Annotated in this window: 19 protein-coding genes; 4 read left to right on the forward strand and 15 right to left on the reverse strand. The window is 68.1% G+C overall.

The annotated features are described in order from the left end of the window. Window positions 1-50 precede the first annotated feature (50 nt). From ACW174_RS04280 to ACW174_RS04300, 5 genes are all read right to left on the reverse strand, one after another. Entirely contained in the window at window positions 51-383 is a 333-nt protein-coding gene (locus ACW174_RS04280) for a DUF2794 domain-containing protein (protein ID WP_492016466.1), read from the reverse strand. A gap of 347 nt (window positions 384-730) precedes the next feature. Next, entirely contained in the window at window positions 731-2,080 is a 1,350-nt protein-coding gene (locus tag ACW174_RS04285) for a trypsin-like peptidase domain-containing protein (RefSeq protein WP_492016467.1), read from the reverse strand. 29 nt (window positions 2,081-2,109) lie between these two features. Then, window positions 2,110-3,555 carry a sensor histidine kinase gene (locus tag ACW174_RS04290; RefSeq protein ID WP_492016468.1) on the reverse strand — a complete coding sequence of 482 codons (1,446 nt, stop codon included), beginning with the start codon at window positions 3,553-3,555 and terminating at the stop codon, window positions 2,110-2,112. A 7-nt stretch (window positions 3,556-3,562) separates the two neighbouring features. Continuing rightward, window positions 3,563-4,375 carry a response regulator transcription factor gene (locus ACW174_RS04295; RefSeq protein ID WP_492016469.1) on the reverse strand — a complete coding sequence of 271 codons (813 nt, stop codon included), beginning with the start codon at window positions 4,373-4,375 and terminating at the stop codon, window positions 3,563-3,565. Window positions 4,376-4,535: 160 nt separating this feature from the next. Continuing rightward, the gene (locus ACW174_RS04300) at window positions 4,536-5,726 is read right to left on the reverse strand and encodes an acyl-CoA dehydrogenase (RefSeq protein WP_492016470.1); all 1,191 of its coding nucleotides are present in this window, start codon (window positions 5,724-5,726) and stop codon (window positions 4,536-4,538) included. A 136-nt stretch (window positions 5,727-5,862) separates the two neighbouring features. Between ACW174_RS04300 and ACW174_RS04305 the strand changes: the two genes are divergently transcribed. Together ACW174_RS04305 and ACW174_RS04310 are read left to right on the forward strand one after the other, a co-directional pair. After that, on the forward strand, window positions 5,863-6,129 hold the full coding sequence (locus tag ACW174_RS04305; RefSeq protein ID WP_492016471.1) for a DUF6356 family protein: 267 nt from the start codon (window positions 5,863-5,865) through the stop codon (window positions 6,127-6,129). A 17-nt stretch (window positions 6,130-6,146) separates the two neighbouring features. Then, window positions 6,147-7,343: a CaiB/BaiF CoA transferase family protein gene (locus tag ACW174_RS04310; protein ID WP_492016472.1), complete on the forward strand. Its 1,197-nt coding sequence runs from the start codon at window positions 6,147-6,149 to the stop codon at window positions 7,341-7,343. Between the two features lie 22 nt (window positions 7,344-7,365). Here ACW174_RS04310 and ACW174_RS04315 read toward each other — a convergent pair whose 3' ends face one another. The 10 genes from ACW174_RS04315 to ACW174_RS04360 all read right to left on the reverse strand — a co-directional run bounded on the left by ACW174_RS04315 (window position 7,366) and on the right by ACW174_RS04360 (window position 20,052). After that, the gene (locus ACW174_RS04315; protein WP_492016473.1) at window positions 7,366-7,683 is read right to left on the reverse strand and encodes a putative signal transducing protein; all 318 of its coding nucleotides are present in this window, start codon (window positions 7,681-7,683) and stop codon (window positions 7,366-7,368) included. A gap of 7 nt (window positions 7,684-7,690) precedes the next feature. Beyond that, window positions 7,691-8,146 (reverse strand): PIN domain-containing protein, encoded by a 456-nt coding sequence (locus ACW174_RS04320; RefSeq protein ID WP_492016474.1) that lies wholly within the window; start codon window positions 8,144-8,146, stop codon window positions 7,691-7,693. Continuing rightward, window positions 8,143-8,421, reverse strand: coding sequence for an antitoxin (locus ACW174_RS04325; protein ID WP_492016475.1), 279 nt, complete (start codon window positions 8,419-8,421; stop codon window positions 8,143-8,145). The genes ACW174_RS04320 and ACW174_RS04325 overlap by 4 nt, the downstream gene beginning before the upstream one ends. A gap of 56 nt (window positions 8,422-8,477) precedes the next feature. Beyond that, window positions 8,478-10,058, reverse strand: coding sequence for a 2-oxoglutarate dehydrogenase complex dihydrolipoyllysine-residue succinyltransferase (odhB, locus tag ACW174_RS04330; protein WP_492016476.1), 1,581 nt, complete (start codon window positions 10,056-10,058; stop codon window positions 8,478-8,480). Between the two features lie 81 nt (window positions 10,059-10,139). Further along, a complete protein-coding gene (locus tag ACW174_RS04335; RefSeq protein WP_492016477.1) occupies window positions 10,140-13,151 on the reverse strand; it encodes a 2-oxoglutarate dehydrogenase E1 component in 3,012 nt (1,003 codons plus the stop codon). 185 nt (window positions 13,152-13,336) lie between these two features. Beyond that, a complete protein-coding gene (sucD, locus tag ACW174_RS04340) occupies window positions 13,337-14,239 on the reverse strand; it encodes a succinate--CoA ligase subunit alpha (RefSeq protein ID WP_492016478.1) in 903 nt (300 codons plus the stop codon). Window positions 14,240-14,250: 11 nt separating this feature from the next. Beyond that, window positions 14,251-14,832: a hypothetical protein gene (locus ACW174_RS04345; protein WP_492016479.1), complete on the reverse strand. Its 582-nt coding sequence runs from the start codon at window positions 14,830-14,832 to the stop codon at window positions 14,251-14,253. Continuing rightward, window positions 14,832-16,022 (reverse strand): ADP-forming succinate--CoA ligase subunit beta, encoded by a 1,191-nt coding sequence (gene sucC / locus ACW174_RS04350; RefSeq protein ID WP_492016480.1) that lies wholly within the window; start codon window positions 16,020-16,022, stop codon window positions 14,832-14,834. The genes ACW174_RS04345 and sucC overlap by 1 nt, the downstream gene beginning before the upstream one ends. Before the next feature lie 123 nt (window positions 16,023-16,145). After that, window positions 16,146-17,663, reverse strand: coding sequence for a spinster family MFS transporter (locus ACW174_RS04355; RefSeq protein ID WP_492016481.1), 1,518 nt, complete (start codon window positions 17,661-17,663; stop codon window positions 16,146-16,148). A 133-nt stretch (window positions 17,664-17,796) separates the two neighbouring features. Beyond that, window positions 17,797-20,052 (reverse strand): TonB-dependent receptor, encoded by a 2,256-nt coding sequence (locus tag ACW174_RS04360; protein WP_492016482.1) that lies wholly within the window; start codon window positions 20,050-20,052, stop codon window positions 17,797-17,799. Window positions 20,053-20,227: 175 nt separating this feature from the next. On the opposite strand from ACW174_RS04360, the gene ACW174_RS04365 reads away from it, so the two are divergent. Then, window positions 20,228-20,947, forward strand: a complete 720-nt coding sequence (locus ACW174_RS04365) for a TetR/AcrR family transcriptional regulator (RefSeq protein WP_492016483.1) — start codon at window positions 20,228-20,230, stop codon at window positions 20,945-20,947. Further along, complete coding sequence (locus tag ACW174_RS04370) at window positions 20,944-21,714, forward strand: LytTR family DNA-binding domain-containing protein (RefSeq protein WP_492016484.1); 771 nt, start codon at window positions 20,944-20,946, stop codon at window positions 21,712-21,714. The genes ACW174_RS04365 and ACW174_RS04370 overlap by 4 nt, the downstream gene beginning before the upstream one ends. Window positions 21,715-21,725 lie beyond the last annotated feature (11 nt).

Raw genomic sequence — 21,725 nt, forward strand, 5'->3', positions numbered from 1 at the left:
AGGCCAAAAGGAATGAGACAGGGCCCCGGCAGCGATGCCGGGGCCCTTTTCTATTCCACGACCGTGAATTTGCGGCTGTCGAAGACGCGCAGGACCTGCGGCAACTCACGGCCCCGCTTCAGCACGATGCCGCCCTCGCCGATCACCGCCCACTGGCCCTGTTTCAGGCGCAGCGACGGCCGCTTCTCGATCCGGTAGACGGGGGCGTCGCCGGAGCGGCGGAAGACGGCGAACTCGGCCACGTCCTTGTGGCCGATCATCGCGTAGTCGCGCCATTCGCCCGCCGCGACCATGCGGCCGTAGACCCTGAGAATCTGATCCAGTTCGCGGCGATCGAAGAAGACCGGACCGGCCTGGGGCTGTGCATCGACGGCGTCGTTCATGCCTCTAATCTAGGCCGCTTCCGGCGCGACGCCAGTGCGGCGCGAAGGGCGGACGGCGTGTCCGTAACGCCGCGATCCAAAGAAATCGCACAGAACACGAAAACGCCTCCGTTCCGCCCATCGCCTGCCCCGTTGGGAGGCGACACCGGTCACATCGGCTCGTCGGAGTTCGGAACGGTTCCGGATCCTGAACAGCCCCCCCAGCCCCCTGGAATTGTTCCATTCAAGGGCTTCGGCGGGCCGATGCTTCCTCCAAAGCGAGACGCCCGCTCTGCCGCCCTCCCCCCCAAAGGCCGAGCGGGCGTTTTGCTGTCCGGCGCAGGCTCGGGGCCGACGGGCGCAGCCCCTCAGGGCAGGGTGATCCGTTCCGTCCGGCCGCCCCGCTCCACCGACAGACGGCGCTCGCCCTGTCCATCCAGCGCGCGCGCCAGAGCCGACAGGGTCGAGACCGACCGGCCGTTCACCGAGCGAATGACGTCTCCCGCCTGCAGGTCCACGGCCGCCGCGGGCGAACCGCCCTCGACCGAGAAGACCTGCAGTCCGCCCTCGGCCAGCCGCACGCCGGCGCCGCGGGCCAGAACCACGTCCGCGCCCACGATCACGTCCCGCGCGGTCGGGGGCTCGACGGTCAGGCTGGCGCGGGCCTCGTGGCCGTCGCGCAGGTAGACGATCTCGACCTGGGTTCCGGGCTCGGCGACGCCAATGGTGGCTTGGACGGTGCCCGCATTGGACACCGCGCGGCTGCCGATCCGGGTGATGACGTCGCCCCGGCGCAGGCCGGCGGACTCGGCGGACGAGCCGGGGGCCACGTCCTCGATCACCGCGCCGCGCACGATGCCCAGACCGAACTCACGCGAGCGCTCGGCATTGAGCGAGCCCAGGATGGCGCCGGTCGCGCCGCGCCTGACCTCGCCATGGGCGCGCAGCTGTTCCACCACGGACATCATGATGCGGCTGGGCACGGCGAAGGCGATCCCGTCGTTGCCGCCGCCGCCGCCCGACAGGATGGAGGTGTTGATGCCGATCAGCCGCCCCCGGCTGTCCAGCAGCGGCCCGCCCGAGTTGCCGGAGTTCACGGCCGCGTCGGTCTGGATATAGTCCTCGATCCGGTCGCCTCCGCCCGAGCGGCCCAGACCGGAAATCACGCCCATGGTCAGGGTCTGGTCCAGACCCAGCGGATAGCCGACGGCGAAGGCCAGATCGCCCGTGCGCAGGGTGTCGGAACTGGCGACCTCGATCTGCGACAGGCCCGGCGCGGTGATCTGCAGCACGGCGATGTCGGTGGCCTTGTCCGCGCCGATCAGGACGGCGTCGAAGATGCGGCCGTCGGTCAGATCGATGGTGAATTTCTGGCCGCCCTCGACCACGTGATTGTTGGTGACGACGATGCCTTCGGCGGCGTCGAGCACGGCCGCCGAGCCGCTGGCCATCGGACGCGGCTCGTTGTCACCCGAGCTCGGGCCGCCCGACTGCCCGAGGGTCGTCACCTGCACGACGGCCGGCAGGGCGCGTTCGAGGTCGTTGGCGAAGGTGAAGACGCCGCGCTGGGCGTCATAGGGGATGGGCAGCGGGGGCTGCGCCTGCGGCGCGGCCTGACCGTCGGCCTGGGCGAAGGCGGGCGCGGCGAGCAGCAGGGGCGCCGCCAGCGCGAGCGCGATCACGGAAACACCGCTGGCCCGGAAGATCGTGCGCCGCATGCTCAAATTCCTCATTCTGGAGACGGACCCTAGCGCGAGAAATGCGCCGTGACGACAGCCCCCGGACGGGCGTCATCAATCGTCATGACCGCGCCGTGCCGTTTCAGGATGGCGCGGACGAAGGCCAGGCCCATGCCGTGGCTTTCGCGGCCCTCCGCCATGGACGCCGCGACGGCGGCGGCGCCGGACGCTCCGGCGCGGAAGCCCGGTCCCTGATCGGCGACCGACAGGCGGGACCGCCCCTCCTCCCCCGAGACCGTCAGGGTCACGACGCCGCCGTGGGGCGAATATTTCACCGCATTGTCCACCAGATTGGCCGTCGCCCGCTGCAGCAGGCTGCGCACGCCCAGCACCTCGACCGGGGCGGCGACCACGCGGATCGAGACGCCGCGTTCCTCGGCCAGCGGCTCGTAGAGCTCCGCCGCCTGCGCCGCGAGCGCGTCGAGCCGGATCGGCTCGAACGACCAGGCCTCGCCGTCGCGCAGGGCCATGGCTTCGTTCATCGCGCGGGTCAGCTCCTGCAGATCGGCGCGCGCCTCGGCCACCAGACGCCTCATCTCCGGCGTCGTCGCGGTTTCGCCCAGCTTCTCCAGCCGGGCCGAGGCGCGGGCCAGGGGCGTACGGAAGTCGTGCGCCAGCTGATCGGCGGAATCCCGCAGCCAGGCCAGTAGCTCCTCCAGCCGGTCCAGTGTCCGGTTCACATGACCCGACAACTCGCTCAGTTCCGGCGCGACCTCGGTCTCCGGCGCCCGCTCGGAGAAGTCGCCGACGGCGGCGCGGTCCAGCGCGACGCTGACCTTCACCACGGCGCTGGTCAGGCGATGGCGGGCGAAGGTGGCCGCCGCCAGACCGATGGCCAGCAGCAGGACGCCCGCCCCGATCACCGCCGCCACGGCCCAGCCCCAGGCGTCGCCGGACGCATCCACGACCCGGCCCACGGCGATGTCCAGCGCCCCGACCGAGCGCTTGACCACCACCACCTCGACTGCGCGCGTGGGGCACAGGACCCCGGCGCCCAGCCGTACCACATAGACATCGTCCCCCAGTCGCGGCGATCGCTCACCCCGGATGGTCTCCAGCTCCGACAGGCCCGCCGGCTTGCCGACCGGGGCGCGGATGAAGCGCACGCCCGCGCCGCCCCGCCCCGTCTTGCAGGTCTCTTCCAGCGTGCGGGCGTCGCGCGCGCGCGCCGGGCCGTACTGGAAGGCCGTCAGCCAGTTGGACAGATAAACGGCGTCGGCGGGACTCAGGGTGTCGCCGGTCATGCCTTCGACGCCCAGTTTGGAGGCCATGGCGCCATAGTCGTCGAGCGCGGCCAGCGCCGCCTTCTCGCGCTGGTCCATGCGCACCGCCGCGCTGGTCACGGCCAAAGATCCGGTCAGGGCGAGGGCCGACAGCACGGCGATCCCGGCCGCCAGCTGGGTGGTCGTGCGACGCCCCAGCCAGGCCCTGATGCGACGGAAGGGGCCGGTCACGCGCGGATCAGCCCGCCCGGTCGGACAGGTCGCGGAACACCAGGCTCTGGCTGCGCGCCGACACGATCAGCGGGTGCAGGTCGTCGCCCAGCTCGGCCGCCTGCTCCTTCAGCCGGCGGCGCAGGGCGCTGATCCGGGCGTCGATGATGTTGACGAAATTGTCGGGCAGGAAGGTCCACTCCACCCAGCACCGGTCCCACAGCATGGTCTTGGTCACCGGCTGGCCGCGCGCGGTCATCAGCTCGCAGACGATGGCGAACTCCAGCGGCGACAGGTCGATGGTGCGCGACACATCCGGCAGCTCCAGCTTCAGCGTGCGCGCCCCGAAGGACAGGCGGAAGGGCCCGTTGACCAGATCGGAGCTGACCGGCCTGGCCCGGCGCGCCGCGCGGCGCAGCTGGGCGGCGATGCGGGCCAGAAGCTCCTCGTCCCCTACCGGCTTGGCCAGATAGTCGTCGGCGCCTTGCAGCAGACCCTCGACCTTCTGCCGCTCGCCGCCCAGGGCGGTCAGCATCAGGGCCGGCGCATCCGCCGAGGGGCCGTCCGAGGCGCGCAGCCGTTTCAGGGTCTCCAGCCCATCCAGTCCCGCCGTCATCCGGTCCAGCAGCAGCACGTCATAGGCGCGGGCGGCCGCCTTCTCGAGCGCGACCTCGCCCCGGTCGACGCAATCCACGGTCGCGAACCCGGCGCGCAGCAGGCGTTCGGCGACATGCTCCGACAGGTCGGGATCGTCCTCAAGCAGCAGGGCGGCGCGGCCGGCGAAGACCTCGCGCAGCTGGGCGAAGGGGTCGTCCCCTGCGATCACGCTTTCTCCGTCCATCAGCCGCCTCCTGTCGCCGAACGATAGGAGGTTGAAGGCGAATAACAATGCCCGACCGTCCCGGGCGCCACCCTGCACGCGCGCGGGTGGGCGTCGGGCTGATTCTTCCTGACCGAACGCCGGTCGCGGACCGCGCCGGGGCGGCGGGGCGCGCCTTCGTCTAGAAGGCGCTCTCGCCCGTGATCGCCCGGCCCAGGATCAGGGCGTGGACGTCGTGGGCGCCCTCATAGGTGTTGACCGTCTCAAGGTTCATGGCGTGGCGCATAACGTGCATCTCGCCGGTGATGCCGGCGCCGCCGTGCATGTCGCGGGCCTCGCGGGCGATGGCCAGGGCCTTGCCGCAGTTGTTGCGCTTCATCATCGAGATGGCCTCGGGACACCAGTCGCCGTTGTCCAGACGACGGCCCAGCGCCAGCGCGCCTTCAAAGCCGAGGAAGATCTCGGTCTGCATGTCGGCCAGCTTCTTCTGCACCAGCTGGCGCGAGGACAGCGGGCGGCCGAACAGCATGCGCTCGGAGACATACTCACGGGTGGCGTGGAAGCAGAACTCGGCGGCGCCCATCGCGCCCCACGAGATGCCGTAGCGGGCCTTGTTCAGGCAGGAGAAGGGCCCGCGCAGGCCTTTCACATTCGGCAGCAGATTCTCTTCCGGCACGAAGACGTCGTTCAGGCCAATGTCGCCGGTGATCGAGGCGCGCAGCGACAGCTTGTCGCCGATCTTGTCGGTGGTGAAGCCGTCGAAGCCGCGCTCGACGATGAAGCCGCGGATGACGTCATCCAGCTTGGCCCAGACCACCGCGAGGTCCGAGATCGGCGAGTTGGTGATCCAGTATTTGGCGCCGTTCAGGCGGTAGCCGCCCTCGACCTTGACCGCCTTGGTTTTCATCGAGGCCGGGTCCGAGCCGCCGTCGGCCTCGGTCAGGCCGAAGCAGCCGATCAGTTCACCGGCCGCCATTCTTGGGAGGAAACGAAGTTTCTGCTCTTCCGAGCCGAAGGCGTAGATCGGGTACATGGCCAGCGACGACTGCACCGACATGGCCGAGCGATAGCCGCTGTCGACCGCCTCGATCTCGCGCGCGATCAGGCCATAGGCCACGTGGCTGGCGCCCGCGCCGCCGTACTGTTCCGGCAGGGTGGCGCCGAGGAAGCCCATTTCGCCCATCTCGGTCATGATGGCGCGGTCGAAGGTCTCGTCGCGGAAGGCGGCGACCACGCGCGGCAGCAGCCTGTCGCGGGCGTAACCGCGCGCCGCGTCCTGAATCATGCGTTCGTCGTCGGTCAGCCGACCGTCGAGGTCCAAGGGGTCTTCCCAACGGAAGGTCTTCTGGGCGGTGGTGGAGCCGTCGGCCATGGTCTGTTTCCTGCGCGGGCGGGTTCAGGCGATCGTGAGCAAGCGTGACGATCAGCCCCCTGTTCTAATGCGCGGTTTAGGCCAGAATAGCGTTCGCGGGTAGAGGCAGCGCCCGCGACATGTCAGGGTGGGGACCATGATGCACACGCTGAACCGCCTGTTCGCCAATCACCCGCGCGAGGTGGGCGAAAGCTATTTCGAGCACATGAGCCACGCCATGGGCTTCGGCATGAAGCTGGCGCGCCTGTCCGCCTGCGCCTTCGCCCACGCCTTCGTGCCCGGCGTGCACAAGACCACCGTCTCCGACGAGATCAAATGCATGGCCCGCGACATGGGCGGCCGGGCGGAAGAAGCCCGCGACTGCCGCATGCGCGACGCGGGCGTCTGGGACGTGGGGCTTTAAGCGGCTAAGCAGGGGTCATGACCCAAGGCCCCCTTTCCGGCGTTCGCGTTCTCGACCTCAGCCGCGTGCTGGCCGGCCCCTGGGCCACGCAGACCCTGGCCGACCTCGGCGCCGAGGTGATCAAGATCGAGCGGCCCGGGGTGGGCGACGACACCCGCCAGTGGGGCCCGCCCTTCACCACCAAGGCCGACGGCACCAAGGGTGACGCCGCCTATTTCCTGTGCGCCAACCGCGGCAAGAAGTCGGTCGAGCTGGACATCGCCAGCCCCGAGGGCGCCGCCGCCGTGCGGGAGCTGGCGAAGACCTGCGACATCGTGGTCGAGAATTTCAAGACCGGCGGCCTGCGCAAATACGGCCTCGACTATGCGGGGCTGTCGGCGATCAATCCCCGGCTGGTCTACTGCTCCATCACCGGCTTCGGTCAGGACGGGCCGGACGCCCATCGCGCCGGCTACGACTATATGATCCAGGCCATGGGCGGGCTGATGTCCATCACCGGCCAGCCGGACGGCGCGCCAGGCGCCGAGCCGATGAAGGTCGGGGTGGCGGTCGTGGACCTGTTCACCGGCCTGTACGCCTCCAACGCCATCATGGCGGGCCTGCTGCACGCCCGGGCGACCGGCGAGGGCCAGCACATCGACATCGCCCTGTTCGACGTCCAGGCGGCCATGCTGGCCAACCAGGCGGCGAATCACTTCGTCTCCGGCACGGCGCCGACGCGGATGGGCAACGCCCACCCCAACCTGGCCCCCTACCAGCCCTTCCCCTGCGCGGACGGCATGGTGGTGATCGCGGTCGGCAATGACGGCCAGTATCGCGCCCTGTGTCGGGCGCTGGGCGTCGAGGGGCTGGGGACCGAGGCCCGCTTCGCCACCAACGCCGCGCGGATCGCGCATCGCGTCGACCTGACCGCCGAACTGTCGGCCCTGACGGAACGGCACAGCATGAAGGCCCTGATGGCGATCCTGGAGGCGGCGGGCGTGCCCTGCGGCCCGGTCAACACGATCGATCAGGTGTTCGAGGAGCCGCAGGCGGTGCATCGCGGGCTTGAGGTGCAGCAGACCCGCGCCGACCTGTCCGGCCCGGTCCGCACCGTCGCCTCGCCGATCCGGATGTCGCGGACGCCTGTCGCCTACGACCGCGCTCCACCTGCTCTGGGGGCGGATACCCAGGATGTGCTGGGCGAACTCGCGGGGCGGGATCGCGCTCGCTGATGGCCCTCGTCGGGCTTGGGGTTTATCGACCGAACAGGAAGCCAAGCCCGATCGCGGCAAGCAGCGCCGTTGCGCCGGCCTTTCGCCGGGGATCGCTATCGATCGGGTCGGCATCCTCGATCTGTTCCGCCCCGCCCCTCAGGCCGTCAAGCAAGGTGCGCGCCGCGTCCGCCTGATCATTCGGCACTGACAGATTCACGCCGCCCAGCGCCTGAAGCACGAGCGGATTGGTTTTCACATGCTCGGCGCCGCCGAGGACGGCCTCGTAACCCTCGGCCCGAAGGCGCGCGGCCGCGATCTCGGCTTCATAGACATCGGCGAACCGGGCGATCTCGATCATGGTCTGGTCATCCAGCATCGCTGACACGGGCCGTTATGGCCTCGACGGACAGGGGCTGGGGACCGGTCGCCCAGTCGATCAACGGCAGGCCCTCCACCCGGCCGAAATGCCGGACGTTGCGCGTCACCACCGTCCAGCCGCGCGCGAGCGCCTGACCGGCGATCAGGGTGTCGATGTCCCCGATCGGTCTGCCCCGGCGGTGGAGATCGCTTCGTACAGCCGCAGTGGCTTCAATGTCCGAGGGCTCAAGAGCGATCACCGCCAGTTCGCTCAGCACTTCGGCGATCCGCGCGCGCTCGCGCTGCGGGCTGACGCCGATGTCCGCCCCGCTGATCAGTTCATGCAACACGACAACCGGCACGACGGCGCGGGCCGCGTCCAACCCCATGAATTCGCGCCGCACTTTGACGTCACGGCTTCGCATAACGTCGATGAGTGTTGAGGTGTCCAGCGCGAGGATCACCAGGTCTTGACCGGTGTGATCGTTTGCGGCGGCGGATCCGGAAACGGCGCGTCGCCGAGCGCGTCAAGCCGCGCCCAGAACGCCTCCCATTCTTCTTTCGTCTGCGGTCGACGTCGCTCGGCCCTTATCGGCTCCAGGATGACCGCGTCGCCGTCCTGCCGGATGCGGACTTCCTTGCCCTCAAACCGATAGGCTTTGGGCAGCCTGACGGCCTGGCTGCCGCCATGGGTGAAGATTTTCGCCGTTTCGGCGACACCGCGTTTCGGATCGGCCATACCGATCTCCGTATCTACGTTAAATAGATACTAAACCCGGCAGCCGTCGTCCGCAATCAGAGGTCCAAGAGCGCCCGCGCCGGGTCTTCCAGGAGGTCCTTGACGCGGACCAGGAAGGTCACGGCTTCCTTGCCGTCGACGATGCGGTGGTCGTAGCTGAGGGCGATGTACATCATCGGGCGGATCTTCACCTCGCCGTTGATGGCCATCGGACGCTGCACGATGTTGTGCATGCCCAGGATGCCCGACTGCGGCGCGTTCAGGATCGGCGTCGACATCAGCGAACCGTAGGTGCCGCCGTTGGTGATGGTGAAGGTGCCGCCCTGCAGCTGGTCCAGCGTCAGGTGGCCGTCACGGGCCGCCTTGCCCAGGGCGCCGATGCCCTTTTCGATCCCGGCCAGCGACAGCGCATCCGCATCGCGCAGCACCGGAACCACCAGACCCTTGTCGGTGCCGACGGCGACGCCGATGTCGTAGTGATTCTTGTAGATGATGTCCGTGCCGTCGATCTCGGCGTTGACCGCCGGGATCTCCTTCAGGGCGGCGACGACCGCCTTGGTGAAGAAGGACATGAAGCCCAGCTTCACGCCGTGGCGCTTCTCGAACACGTCCTTGTACTGGGTCCGCAGGGCCATGACGTTGGTCATGTCCACCTCGTTGAAGGTGGTCAGCTGGGCGGCCGTGTTCTGCGATTCCTTCAGGCGGCGGGCGATGGTCTGACGCAGGCGCGTCATCTTCACCCGCTCCTCGCGCGGCTGGTCGGCGCGCGGCGCGGCCGGAGCGGCGGCGGGGGCCGGAGCCGCGGCAGCCGGAGCCGGCGCGGCGCCGATGGCGCCCAGGGCGTCGCCCTTGGTGATGTTGCCCTTCGGACCGGTGGCGGCGATGGCCTTCGGATCGAGATTGTTCTCGGTCACCACGCGCTGCACGGCGGGCGACAGGTGCGGAGCGTCGTCCGACCTGATCTGGGCCGAGCCGGCGTTGGCCGAACCGCCCGCGGCGGGGGCAGCGGGAGCCGGAGCGGCGGCCGGGGCGGCCCCGGACGCGGCGATGCTGCCGATCTGCTGGTTCGGGGTCACGCTGGCGCCGGCGTCGGCGAGAATGGTCAGCACGCCGGCGGCCGGGGCCGAGACTTCCACGGCGACCTTGTCGGTCTCGATCTCGACCAGCAGTTCGTCCTTGGCGACCGTGTCGCCCGACTTCTTCAGCCAGGTTCCCATCGAACCTTCGGCGACGCTTTCGCCCATGGTCGGGACATTGATCGAGACGGCGTCGCCACCCGAAGCGGCGGGCGCGGCCGGAGCGGCGGCCGGGGCGGCGGCGGCCGGAGCAGCGGGGGCGGCCGAAGCAGCAGGGGCGGCCGAAGCGGCCTCAGCCTTGGGCGCGGCCGGGGCGGAGGCCGCAGCGCCTTCCGACACCACGCCGAGCACGGCGTTCGGCGTCACGGTGTCGCCTTCAGCGAACCTGATCTCGGCCAGCACGCCGTCCGACGGCGACACGACTTCCAGCGAGACCTTGTCGGTTTCCAGCTCGACCAGGACCTCGTCCTTCTTCACCGGGTCGCCGGCCTTCTTCGTCCACTTGCCGATCGTGGCTTCGGTGACGGATTCGCCGAGGGCGGGGGTGAGGATGTCGGCCATGGTCGGGTCCGGGTCTCTTTTGAGCGGTCAGTTATCTAGTCATCATCCCGGCGGCGGGGAAACCGCCCACCGGGACTTTTGTCAGGCGAAGGCGTCGGTGAGGAAGGCGTCCAGTTCCTTGAGGTGCCGGCTCATCAGGCCCGCGGCCGTCGAGGCGGAGGCCGGACGGCCGACGTAACGGGCGCGCTTGGCCTTCACGTCCAGCTTCTCCAGCGTCAGCTCGATCCACGGATCCACGAAGGTCCAGCCGCCCATGTTCTTCGGCTCTTCCTGGCACCAGACCAGTTCGGCGTTCGGGAAGCGGCCCAGTTCGGTCAGCAGCGACTTCATCGGCCACGGATAGAACTGTTCCAGGCGCAGGATGTAGACGTCGTCCACCGGCTTGCCGTCCTTGGCGTCCTTCTCGCGGCGCTCCAGCAGGTCATAGTAGACCTTGCCCGAACACAGCACGACGCGACGGATGTCCTTGTCGGCCTTGATCGTGATGCCGGCGACTTCCGGACGCGTCTGGGCGTCGTCGTGCAGGACACGGTGGAAGGAGCTGCCCTCGGCCATGTCGGCCAGGCTGGACACCGCCTTCTTGTGACGCAGCAGCGACTTCGGCGTCATGATGATCAGCGGCTTGCGGAACGGCCGGTGCATCTGGCGACGCAGGATGTGGAAATAGTTGGCCGGGGTCGTGCAGTTGGCGACCTGCATATTGTCCTCGGCGCAGGCCTGGAGGAAGCGCTCCAGACGGGCCGACGAGTGCTCGGGACCCTGACCTTCGTAGCCGTGCGGCAGCAGCATGGTCAGGCCGCACATGCGCAGCCATTTCCGCTCGCCGGACGAGATGAACTGGTCGATGACGACCTGGGCGCCGTTCACGAAGTCGCCGAACTGGGCTTCCCACATGACCAGGGTGTTCGGGTCAGACAGGGCGTAGCCGTATTCGAAGCCCAGCACCGCCTCTTCCGACAGGGCCGAGTCGATGACCTCGAAATGGGACTGGGTGTCGGACAGATTGTTCAGCGGCACATAGCGCTTCTCGGTCGTCTGATCGACGATGCCCGAGTGGCGCTGCGAGAAGGTGCCGCGCACCGAGTCCTGGCCCGACAGACGAACCGGGAAACCTTCTTCCAGCAGCGACCCGAAGGCCAGGCTTTCGGCCGTGGCCCAGTCGATGTTCTGGCCGGTCGTGATCATCTCGCGGCGGCCGTCGATGACGCGCTTCAGCGTCTTGTGGATGTCCACGGCGTTCGGAATGGTCGTCAGGCGATGGCCCATGTCGGACAGCTTCGCCAGCGGCACGGCGGTCTCGCCGCGACGCTCGTCACCGTCCGGCAGGCCGATGCCCTGCCACTGACCGTCCATCCAGTCGGCCTTCTTGGCCTCGAACGTCTTGCCGGCGTCGAACTCGGCGTCGAGGAAGGCTTCGAAGCGCGTGACCTCGGCGTCGACCTCGGCCTGGGTGACCACGCCTTCCTTGACCAGACGCGCGGTGTAGATCTCGCGCGTCGAGGGCAGGGCGCGGATCTTCGAATACATCAGCGGCTGGGTGAACGTGGGATCGTCGCCCTCGTTGTGGCCGAAGCGGCGGTAGCAGAACATGTCCACCACCACGTCCTTGTGGAATTTCTGGCGGAACTCGGTCGCCACCTTGGCGGCGAAGACGACCGCTTCGGGGTCATCGCCGTTGACGTGGAAGATCGGCGCCTGGACCATCAGCGCCACATCCGACGGGTAGGGCGACGAGCGCGAGTTGCGCGGGCTGGTGGTGAAGCCGATCTGGTTGTTGATCACGAAATGCAGGGTGCCGCCGGTGCGGTAGCCCTTCAGTCCCATCAGGGCGAAGCATTCGGCCACCACGCCCTGGCCGGCGAAGGCGGCGTCGCCGTGGATCAGCAGCGGCACGACCTTGGACCGGTCCAGCGCCCACTCTTCTTCCGGCTTGCCGGCGTTGGCTTCGCGGATGTCGAACGCCTGTTTGGCGCGCGACTTGCCCAGCACCACCGGATTGACGATCTCGAGGTGCGACGGGTTGGCGGTCAGCGACAGGTGGACGGTGTTGCCGTCGAACTGGCGGTCCGACGAGGCGCCCATGTGGTATTTGACGTCGCCCGAACCCTCAATGTCCGACGGCACCGTCGAGCCGCCCTGGAACTCGTGGAAGATGGCGCGGTAGGGCTTGCCCATCACCGCCGCCAGCGTGTTCAGGCGGCCGCGGTGGGCCATGCCGAAGACGATCTCGTCGACGCCCAGCGACCCGCCGCGCTTGATGACCTGCTCCAGCGCGGGGACCATGGCCTCGCCGCCGTCGAGGCCGAACCGCTTGGTGCCGGGGAAGCGTTTGTGCAGGAAGCGCTCGAAGCCCTCGGCCTCGATCAGCTTGTTCAGGATCGCCAGCTTGCCTTCCTTCGAGAAGGCGTTCTGCTCGAACTTGTCGGGCCCCTCGAAGCGCTGCTGAAGCCAGGATTTTTCCTCCGGCTCCGCGATATGCATGAACTGGATGCCGACGTTACCGCAGTAGGTGCGCTTCAGGATCGACAGCACGTCCCGGATGCTGCCGGTCTGCAGGCCCAGCACGCCGTCGAGGAAGATCGGTCGGTCCAGATCGGCTTCCGAGAAGCCGTAGAATTCAGGCGTCAGCTCGGGATTGTTGGTCGGCTGCTCGATGCCCAGCGGGTCCAGCGTCGCCTGCAGGTGACCGCGCACGCGGTAGCTGCGGATCAGCATCAGGGCGCGGATCGAATCGTGGGCGGCGGCGCGGATTTCGTCCGCCGAGGCGGCGACAGGCGCAGCGGGAGCGGCAGCGCCCGGCTTGGCGGCGGCCTTGGGATCCGGCTTCGGGGCCGGCCAGCGACCGTCGAACACGGCCTCGGCTTCGCTGGGTTCGCTGGTGACCGGACGGCCCCAGCCGCCGGCGGCGCCCGCGGCCTTCACCTGCTCAGCATTGTCGCGAAGCTGGTCGAAGAAGGCGCGCCATTCGGCGGACACGCTCGCAGGATCGTCGGCCCACTTTTCGTGGAGACCCTCGATAAACGAGGCATTGGAGCCATACAGGAAGCTGGTCTCGGCAAAGACCTGGTTCAGCCGACCGGCATCGTCCGCCATCGTTCTCGTCAGTCCCTAACGTCGCGCGCGCACGTCTGCGCGGAGGCGACGGCGCTCATATAGGCGCTGTTTCCTTATGGGTCATGACCGAATAGCGGCGCTCAGGCGGGTTTTTTCGCCCCAGGCAAAGAAAAACGCCCCCGGCCGGAGCCGGGGGCGTCTTCACATGCCGTTACGGGGCGAAATCAGCCCTTCAGGACTTCCACCAGCGTCTTGCCGAGGCGCGCCGGCGACGGCGACATGCGGATGCCCGCGGCCTCCATGGCGGCGATCTTGGATTCCGCATCGCCCTTGCCGCCCGACACGACAGCGCCGGCGTGGCCCATGGTGCGGCCCTTGGGCGCGGTGCGGCCCGCGATGAAGCCGGCCATCGGCTTGCTGCGGCCCTTCTTCGCTTCGTCGATCAGGAACTGGGCGGCGTCTTCCTCGGCGCCGCCGCCGATTTCACCGATCATGATGATCGAGGTCGTCTCATCGTCGGCCAGGAACATTTCCAGCACGTCGATGAATTCGGTGCCCTTGACCGGGTCGCCGCCGATGCCGACGGCCGTTGTCTGGCCGAGACCTTCGTTGGTGGTCTGGAACACCGCTTCATAGGTCAGGGTGCCCGAACGCGACACGACGCCGACCGAGCCCTTCTTGAAGATGGAGCCCGGCATGATGCCGATCTTGCACTCGTCCGGGGTCAGGATGCCCGGGCAGTTCGGGCCCAGCAGGCGCGACTTCGAGCCTTCCAGACGGCGCTTGACGTTGACCATGTCCATCACCGGGATGCCTTCGGTGATGCAGGTGATGAAGGGGATCTCGGCGTCGATGGCTTCGATGATCGCGGCGGCCGCGCCCGACGGCGGGACGTAGATCACCGTGGCGTCGGCCTTGGTGGCGTCGCGGGCTTCAGCGACCGAGGCGAAGATCGGCAGGCTTTCGCCGTGGGAGCCGGTCCAGTTCGTGCCGCCCTTGGTCGGGTGCACGCCGGCGACCATCTGGGTGCCGTGATAGGCCAGAGCCTGTTCGGTGTGGAAGCCGCCGGTCTTGCCGGTCAGGCCCTGGACGATGATCTTGGTGTTCTTGTCGACGAGAATGGACATTGGGTCTGCTTCTATTCGGGGGTCGAGGGAGCGCGCCGGAAAGTAGTTTCCGTCAAGCGCATGAGGTTGACGCTCAGCATCCGGGTTGATGGGTTGTAGGCCTGTGACAGGACGTCAGTGGCGTTCCGCTCCCACTCCCTGAGTTCTACAGGTTCGGGCGGCGTTTGGCTGACTTCAACAGCCGTGAAGCCCCGAGCTTGGGCCAATGCGGCGATCTCGGCGCGCCAGTCCTCCTGCGGATCAATAACCTCGATCCTACAGGTGATGCTGGAAGGCACGACCATCAGCCTCGCGCCTGCGTGCTCGGATTCCGGCGGAGCTTTTGAAAACTTGGCTTTGTACTCCGTGAGCATGACGCGGGCGTAGCCGAGGCCGTAGCCGACACCCCAGTCAGGCCCCTGCTCCCCTGGAGTGAAGGGAAGCAGGGCCCACCCCTTGTCACGGCCGAGCGCTTCGAATGCCGGACGCTCGGCGGGGGTGTCCATGCACGCCGTACGGAACAGCTCGGTCGCCGACAGCCGGGCAGGCTGCTGCGGCGCCGCGCAAGCGGTCGTCGCCAGCCCACACAAGACGAGGGCGAGCGAGCCTCGCATCAGCCGACCGCCGCGACGATCTTCTGGGCGGCGTCGTCGAGGTCGTCGGCGGCCTGGATGGTCAGGCCGGATTCGTTCAGAATCTTCTTGCCCAGCTCGGCGTTGGTGCCTTCCAGACGGACGACGAGCGGCACCTTCAGGCCCACTTCCTTCACCGCGGCGACGACGCCCTCGGCGATGACGTCGCACTTCATGATGCCGCCGAAGATGTTGACCAGGATGCCCTGGACGTTCGGGTCGGCGGTGATGATCTTGAAGGCCGCCGCGACCTTCTCCTTGCCGGCGCCGCCGCCGACGTCACAGAAGTTGGCCGGCTCCTTGCCGTACAGCTTGATGATGTCCATCGTCGCCATGGCCAGGCCGGCGCCGTTGACCATGCAGCCGATGTTGCCGTCCAGCGAGACATAGGCGAGGTCCCACTTCGAGGCCTCGATTTCCTTGGCGTCTTCCTCGGTCTCGTCGCGCAGTTCCTTGATGTCGTCGTGGCGGAACAGAGCGTTGCCGTCGAACGACACCTTGGCGTCCAGAACGCGCAGGTGGCCGTCCTTCATGACGATCAGCGGGTTCACTTCCAGCATGTCCATGTCCTTCTCGACGAAGGCCTTGTACAGCGCCGGGAACAGCGACTTGCCGTCTTCGGCCGCCGCGCCGGTCAGGCCGTAGGCGGCGTTGATCGCGGCGACGTCGGCTTCGGTCACGCCCGCAGCCGGGTCGATGACGATGTTCTGGATCTTCTCGGGCGTGTCGTGGGCGACGGCCTCGATGTCCATGCCGCCTTCGGTCGAGACGACGAAGGCGATCCGGCCGAACTGGCGATCGACCAGCAGAGAGCAGTACAGCTCGCGCTCGATGTCGGCGCCGTCCTCGATGTACAGGCGGTTGACCTGCTTGCCGGCGTCGCCCGTCTGGGCGGTGACCAGGGTGTTGCCCAGCATCTCCTTGGCGTGGGCGACGACTTCCTCGATCGAGAAGGCCAGACGCACGCCGCCCTTGGCGTCGGCGCCCAGTTCCTTGAACTTGCCCTTGCCGCGGCCACCGGCGTGGATCTGCGATTTCACGACATAGAGCGGGCCGGGCAGTTGCTTCGCGGCGGCTTCAGCCTGATCGACCGAAGTGATGGGGACGCCGGCCGCGACGGGCGCGCCGAAGCCCTTCAGAACCTGCTTGGCCTGATATTCGTGGATGTTCATGGGGAGGACCGCCGCAACGCTGCTGGGGAAAGTTGCGGGGCTTATAGGCCCCGGGCCTTCGCGGGTGCAACCGTCACGCCGCGTCAGCGGGGCCGGACCGCGCCCGACCCCGCCGTTTCAGGCCTAATCCACCCAGTCTTTTTTCAGCGTCCGCGAGGCGCCGATCAGCAGGACGGACGCCAGCAGGTAGAAGCCCATGCCGGTGTAGATCGCCCAGCGCAGGCTTTCATCACCGAAGCGGGGCGCCAGCAGGTCGCTCATCCAGCCGAAGTAGAAGAAGCCGACGGCGATGCCGAGCAGGTTGTTGATGAGCAGGAACAGGGCCGAGGCGGTCGAGCGGATGGGCGCCGGCACCAGATGCTGCACCGAGGCGGTGATCGGCCCCAGCCAGGCCAGGTTCAACCCCGTCGGGATCAGAAAGATGAAGAAGGCCACCGTCAGTTGCTGGGCCTGGGAGCCGCCGCCCGGGAAGATCAGGCCGATCAGCCAGGGCGAGTTCATCGCCAGGATGAAGCAGGGCGCCGAGATCAGGAAGGCGATGGCGGGCACCAGCGGATAGGCGCCCTTGCCGCGCTTGGCCAGTCTGTCGGCGATCGCGCCGCCGCCCCAGATGCCGAGGATGCCGCCGATCAGGGCGATGCCGGAATAGTACCAGCTGACCTGCGGCAGGGTCATTTCGAAGCTGCGCATCATGAACAGGGGCAGCCAGCCGGCGACGCCGTAGCCGCACACAGACGACGAGGCCGCGCCGAGCGCCAGCAGCCAGAAGCTGGGCTTGGGAATGACCGCCGTGGCGGTGACCCGGGCGACCATGATGGAGCCGCCGATCACGCCCGTCAGCAGGCCGGCGAAGACCAGGATCAGGGCGTTGGCGCCGATGATGTCGAAATGCGCCAGCGCGGCCAGGGCCATGAGACCGGCGGCCAGACCCAGAAGCCCCTGCGCCACCCGCTTGCCGAGCCGTCCGTCATTCATCGGACCGACGACCGGAACCGGCGCCCCGGCCACGACCACCTTGGCCAGATCCGTACCGCCGCGGGGCGGGTCCTTGACCGTCAGGCGCAGCAGCGGCGCGACCAGCAGCCCCAGCAGACCGACCACGATGAAGGCCGTGCGCCAGCCGTAGGTCGCCGCCAGCAGGCCGCCGACCAGGGTCCCCGCCGCCGTGCCCAGCGGAATGCCGAAGGCGAAGGCCGCCAGCGCGCGCGCCCGCTGGCTCGGCGGGAAATAGTCCGCCACCAGCGAATAGGCCGGCGCCACGCCGCCCGCCTCGCCGACGCCGACGCCCATGCGGAACAGGAACAGCTGGGTGAAGGAGCCCGCGACGCCGCACAGGGCGGTGAAGCCGGACCAGACGGCCAGCGCCCCGGTCATGATCCACACCCGGCTGAACCGGTCGGCCAGCCAGGCCAGGGGAATGGCGAGGGTCGAATAGACCGAGGCGAAGGCGATGCCGCCCAGCAGGCCGAACTGGGTGTCCGACATGCCGAACTCTTCCTTGAGCGGCGCGGCGAGGATGCCGATGATCTGCCGGTCCAGGAAGTTCAGCATGTAGATCAGGATCAGGACCGCCAGCACATAGAAGCGGTATCCGTTGCGGATCGGCGGCTGTCCGGTGGCGGACGCGTCCGTGGCGGTCATGGCGTTTCCCTCGACTGTCGTTTTTCTTGTGGGTCGAACCGTAGCGGCGTCACGGCCTGACGCCAGAAGAAAAGGGCGGCGGCTCGTCAGAACCGCCGCCCTTGATCAGAGCCGATCAGGCGTCTTTCGAAGCCTAGTATCGGGCCGTCAGCTTGACCATCCAGGTCTGCGGCGCGCCGTAGTAGGCGGTCCGGATGTTACCGACCGAGGAGAACTCCTGCGCGTCGGTGCGGTAGGTCTCGTCCGTCAGGTTCTGGCCGTAGGCGCCGACCGAATAGCGGCCCGAGGCGTCGGTCCAGACGATGCGGGCGTCCATCAGCCAGTAGCCTTCCTGGAACATGCCCGGCAGTTCGGCCTGGCTGTTCACCGGGGTGTTGTCGACCGCCAGGGCGTGGCGGCCGCGATAGCGGGCCACGCCGCCGAAGGTGACGTCGCCGCCGCCCGGAATGTCCGCGACATAGGTCAGGCCGTAGCGGGCCGTCAGGTTGGGCGAGAAGGCCGGTTCCTGGAAGGCGCGGCTGCCGCCGGTCGCGGTGAAGCGGGCGTCGTTGAACTCGTCATACTGCGCGTCCAGCAGACCGATCTGGGCGTCGAAGGTCAGGGCTTCGGTCAGGGCCACGACGCCCTCGACTTCCAGACCCGAGATGTCCAGACCGCCCGCGTTGATCACGCTGAGAACCGGCGCCGGCAGGTTGGTGATCGGATCGACGTCCAGTCCCGAAACGCGCGCCTGGAAGTCATCGTATTTGGTGGTGAAGGCCGCCACGTTCAGGCGCACGCGGTTGTCGTAGCCGGTCGCCTTGAAGCCGACTTCCCAGCTGTCCGCGGTTTCCGGATCGTATTCGGTCGATTCCGCCGCGGTGTTGGCCCGACCGTTGAAGCCGCCCGATTTGAAGCCCTGCGAGAAGCGGGCGTACAGCATCACGTCTTCCGTCAGCTGATAGTCCACCGACGCCATGAAGGAGGTGTCGTCGTACTTCCCGACCGGCGGGGCGAACGGATAGGTGCCGTTGAACGCCGGCAGGGCGCTGTAGAACACCGACGTCGTGCGCCAGTAGTCCTTCTCTTCCTCGGTGTAACGGATGCCGCCCGAGACGCGCAGGGCATCGGTCAGGGCATAGGTGAGGTTGGCGTAGGCCGCCTTGGAGGTGGTCTCCAGCGTGTCGTCGATGGTGCGCAGGAAGCCCGAGTTCAGGAAGGCCGGCCCCAGCAGGTCGTCGGCATACGCTTCCTGATGCGAGTCGATGTTTTCGCGCAGGTAGTAGAGGCCGCCGACCGCGGTCACCGGACCCGACTGGTAGTTCAGCTGGAACTCCTGGCTGAACTGATCCTGATCCACCGCCACGAGTGCGCTGGACACCTCACGGACGGTCGCGTCGAAGTCGATGTAGTCGTCGGTATTCAGGCGACGATAGGCGGTGATCGACCGCAGGGTCAGGCTGTCCGAGAGGTCGTAGGCGACGTTCAGGGCCACGCCGCGCGATTCCAGGCGGGTCTCATTCGGCAGGGTCGGATCGACCGCCGCCTCAAAATTCCAGTCGGGGGTGGGCGAGGGCACGACCACGATGGTCTGGCCGCTGAGACCGATCAGGCTGTTGGTCGCCTGACCCACGGTGAGGCCGGCGTCATCGACCGAATAGTCGGCGGTCAGATCGACGCGAAGGTTTTCGCTCGGGTCCCACGCCAGCGCGGCGCGGAAGGCGGTCGAGTTCTTGTCATTGTATTCGGCGCCGGTCGTCGGATTGGTGACGTAGCCGCCCCGTTCCGAATGCAGGGCGGACAGGCCGAAGGCGAACTGGTCCGAGATCGGACCCGAAACGGCGGCCTGCACGTCGATCATGTCATAGTCGCCGTAGGCGACCGAACCGCGGGCGCGGAAGGTCTGCCCCGGGCGCCGCGACACCAGACGCATGGCGCCGCCGATGGTGTTCTTGCCGTACAGGGTGCCTTGCGGACCGCGCAGAACCTCGATGCGCTCGAGGTCGAGCAGGTCGAACTGGGTGCCGCGGATCCGGGCGTAATAGACGTCGTCGATATAGACGCCGACGGCCGGGTCGAAGGTCTGCAGCGCGTCGGGCTGGCCGATGCCGCGGATGTAGATGTTGGTGGCGTTCGACGAGCCGCGGCCCTGGACGATGTTCAGGTTCGGCACCGCGCCCTGCAGATCGGTCGTCTGCATCACGCCCTGGCGATCCAGCGTCTCACCGGAGAAGGCCGACACGGCCAGCGGGGTGCGTTGCAGGGACTCAGAGGTCCGGCGGGCGGTGACGATGACGTCTTCCAGGCCGGTCGTTTCGGCCTGCGGGGCGGCGTCCTGCGCCATGGCCATGGTCGACAGCGCGCTCCAGGCGGCGCCGGCGAGCAAGGCGGATTTCACGAGTCTGTTCATTGGAGCCCTATTCCCTGATGTTTCCGAACCGGACGCTTTTATTCAGCGTTCAATGATTTTCCGGGAACCTAACTGTTTTCGGTCTCCTGTCAAACCGTCACGCTTCCGCAGCGGAAGCCGGGCGGAAACCTGTGGCGCCGTTGCACAGCCGGGGTCGGGCAGCCTAGCGTGCGGCATGACCCAGCCCGATGCGCCCGCCCCTGAAGACGACGCGAAGCCCGCGCGGCGCGGCCGTCCGCCGAAAACGCGGACCTCGGGGGGCATCGACACCCGCGAATCAATCCTCGACGCGGCCGAGGATCTGTTCTCGAAACACGGCTTCTATGGCGTCACCATCCGTGAGGTCGCGCGCGAGGCGGGCGTCGATACGGCGCTGGTCCACTACTATTTCGGCGCCAAGAGGGGCCTGTTCGACGCCGTCTTCCTGCGCCGGGCCGAGGTTTGGAACAACGAGCGGGTCGACGCCATCAACCGCTATGCGCGCGAGGCCGGCGAGGCGATGACGCTGGAAGGCGTGCTCGAAGCCTTCCTGCGCCCGCCGTTCCAGTGGTCGCTCAAGGGCGGGCCCGGCTGGAAGCATTATTCGGCCCTGGTCGCCCAGACCAACGCCAACCCCACCTTCGGGGGCGAGACCATGGCGCGCTATTTCGACCCGGCCATCCGCCGCCTGATCGAGCTGATCCATCAGATCATGCCCACGGCGCGCGAGGTCGATCTGTACTGGGCCTACCATAATCTGTCGGGCGCCCTGACCCTGACGCTGGGCGAGACCGGGCGTCTGGACCGACTGTCGGGCGGGCTGTGCCGCTCCGGCGATCTGGAGACGGCCGCCGACTACATGGTCCGCTTCGCCGCCGCCGGCTTCCGCGCCGTCTGCCTGCCGCAGCCCGAATGAGCGACGCGCCGGTCCGTTTGTCCCTGACGCTGGATCGCAGCCTTGTCAGAGGCCTGTTCGTGGCGAGCGCCGCCGGTATCGTTCTGGCCTTCACCGGCGCCTTCGGCGTGACCGGGGTCAGCTTCCCGCAGCGCCTGCTGTACTGGCTGCCGCTGATGATCGTCGGCGCGGCCTGGGGCCATGTCTGCTCGCGCCAGGTCGAGCGGTGGATCGATTTCGACCGCAGGCCCTGGCTGGGCGCGCTGGCGCTGACCGCGGCCATATCCCTGCCGCTGACCCTGTTCGTCTGGGCCTATACGGTGTGGATCTTCGAGGGCGGGCGGTTCGCGACTCCGGATCGGCTGGTGCACTTCCTGCTGCCCGTGACCGTGGTCACCGGCGTGCTGAGCGTGCTGAACATCTTCCTGCAACGGACGCCGGTGCAGACCCACGCCGCCGTCGCCGGCGCCGCCCCTTCCCGCTTCCTCGATCGCCTGCCGCCGAAACTGCGCGGCGCGACGATCCGGGCGGTGGAGTCGGAAGACCACTATCTGCGCCTGCACACCGATCGGGGCTCCGACCTGATCCTGATGCGGCTGTCCGACGCCCTGTCGGAACTGGAAGGGCTGGAGGGGGCCCAGACCCATCGCAGCTGGTGGGTCGCCCGCAACGCCGTCCGCGACGTCAGACGCGGCGAGGGCCGCGCCACCCTGACGCTGGACGACGGTCTCGAGGTCCCGGTCAGCCGCCGCTACGCCCGGGCGCTGCGCGAGGCCGGCTGGTACTGACCGCGCCTCCA

Source organism: Brevundimonas sp. AVps31 (genome assembly GCF_058681355.1).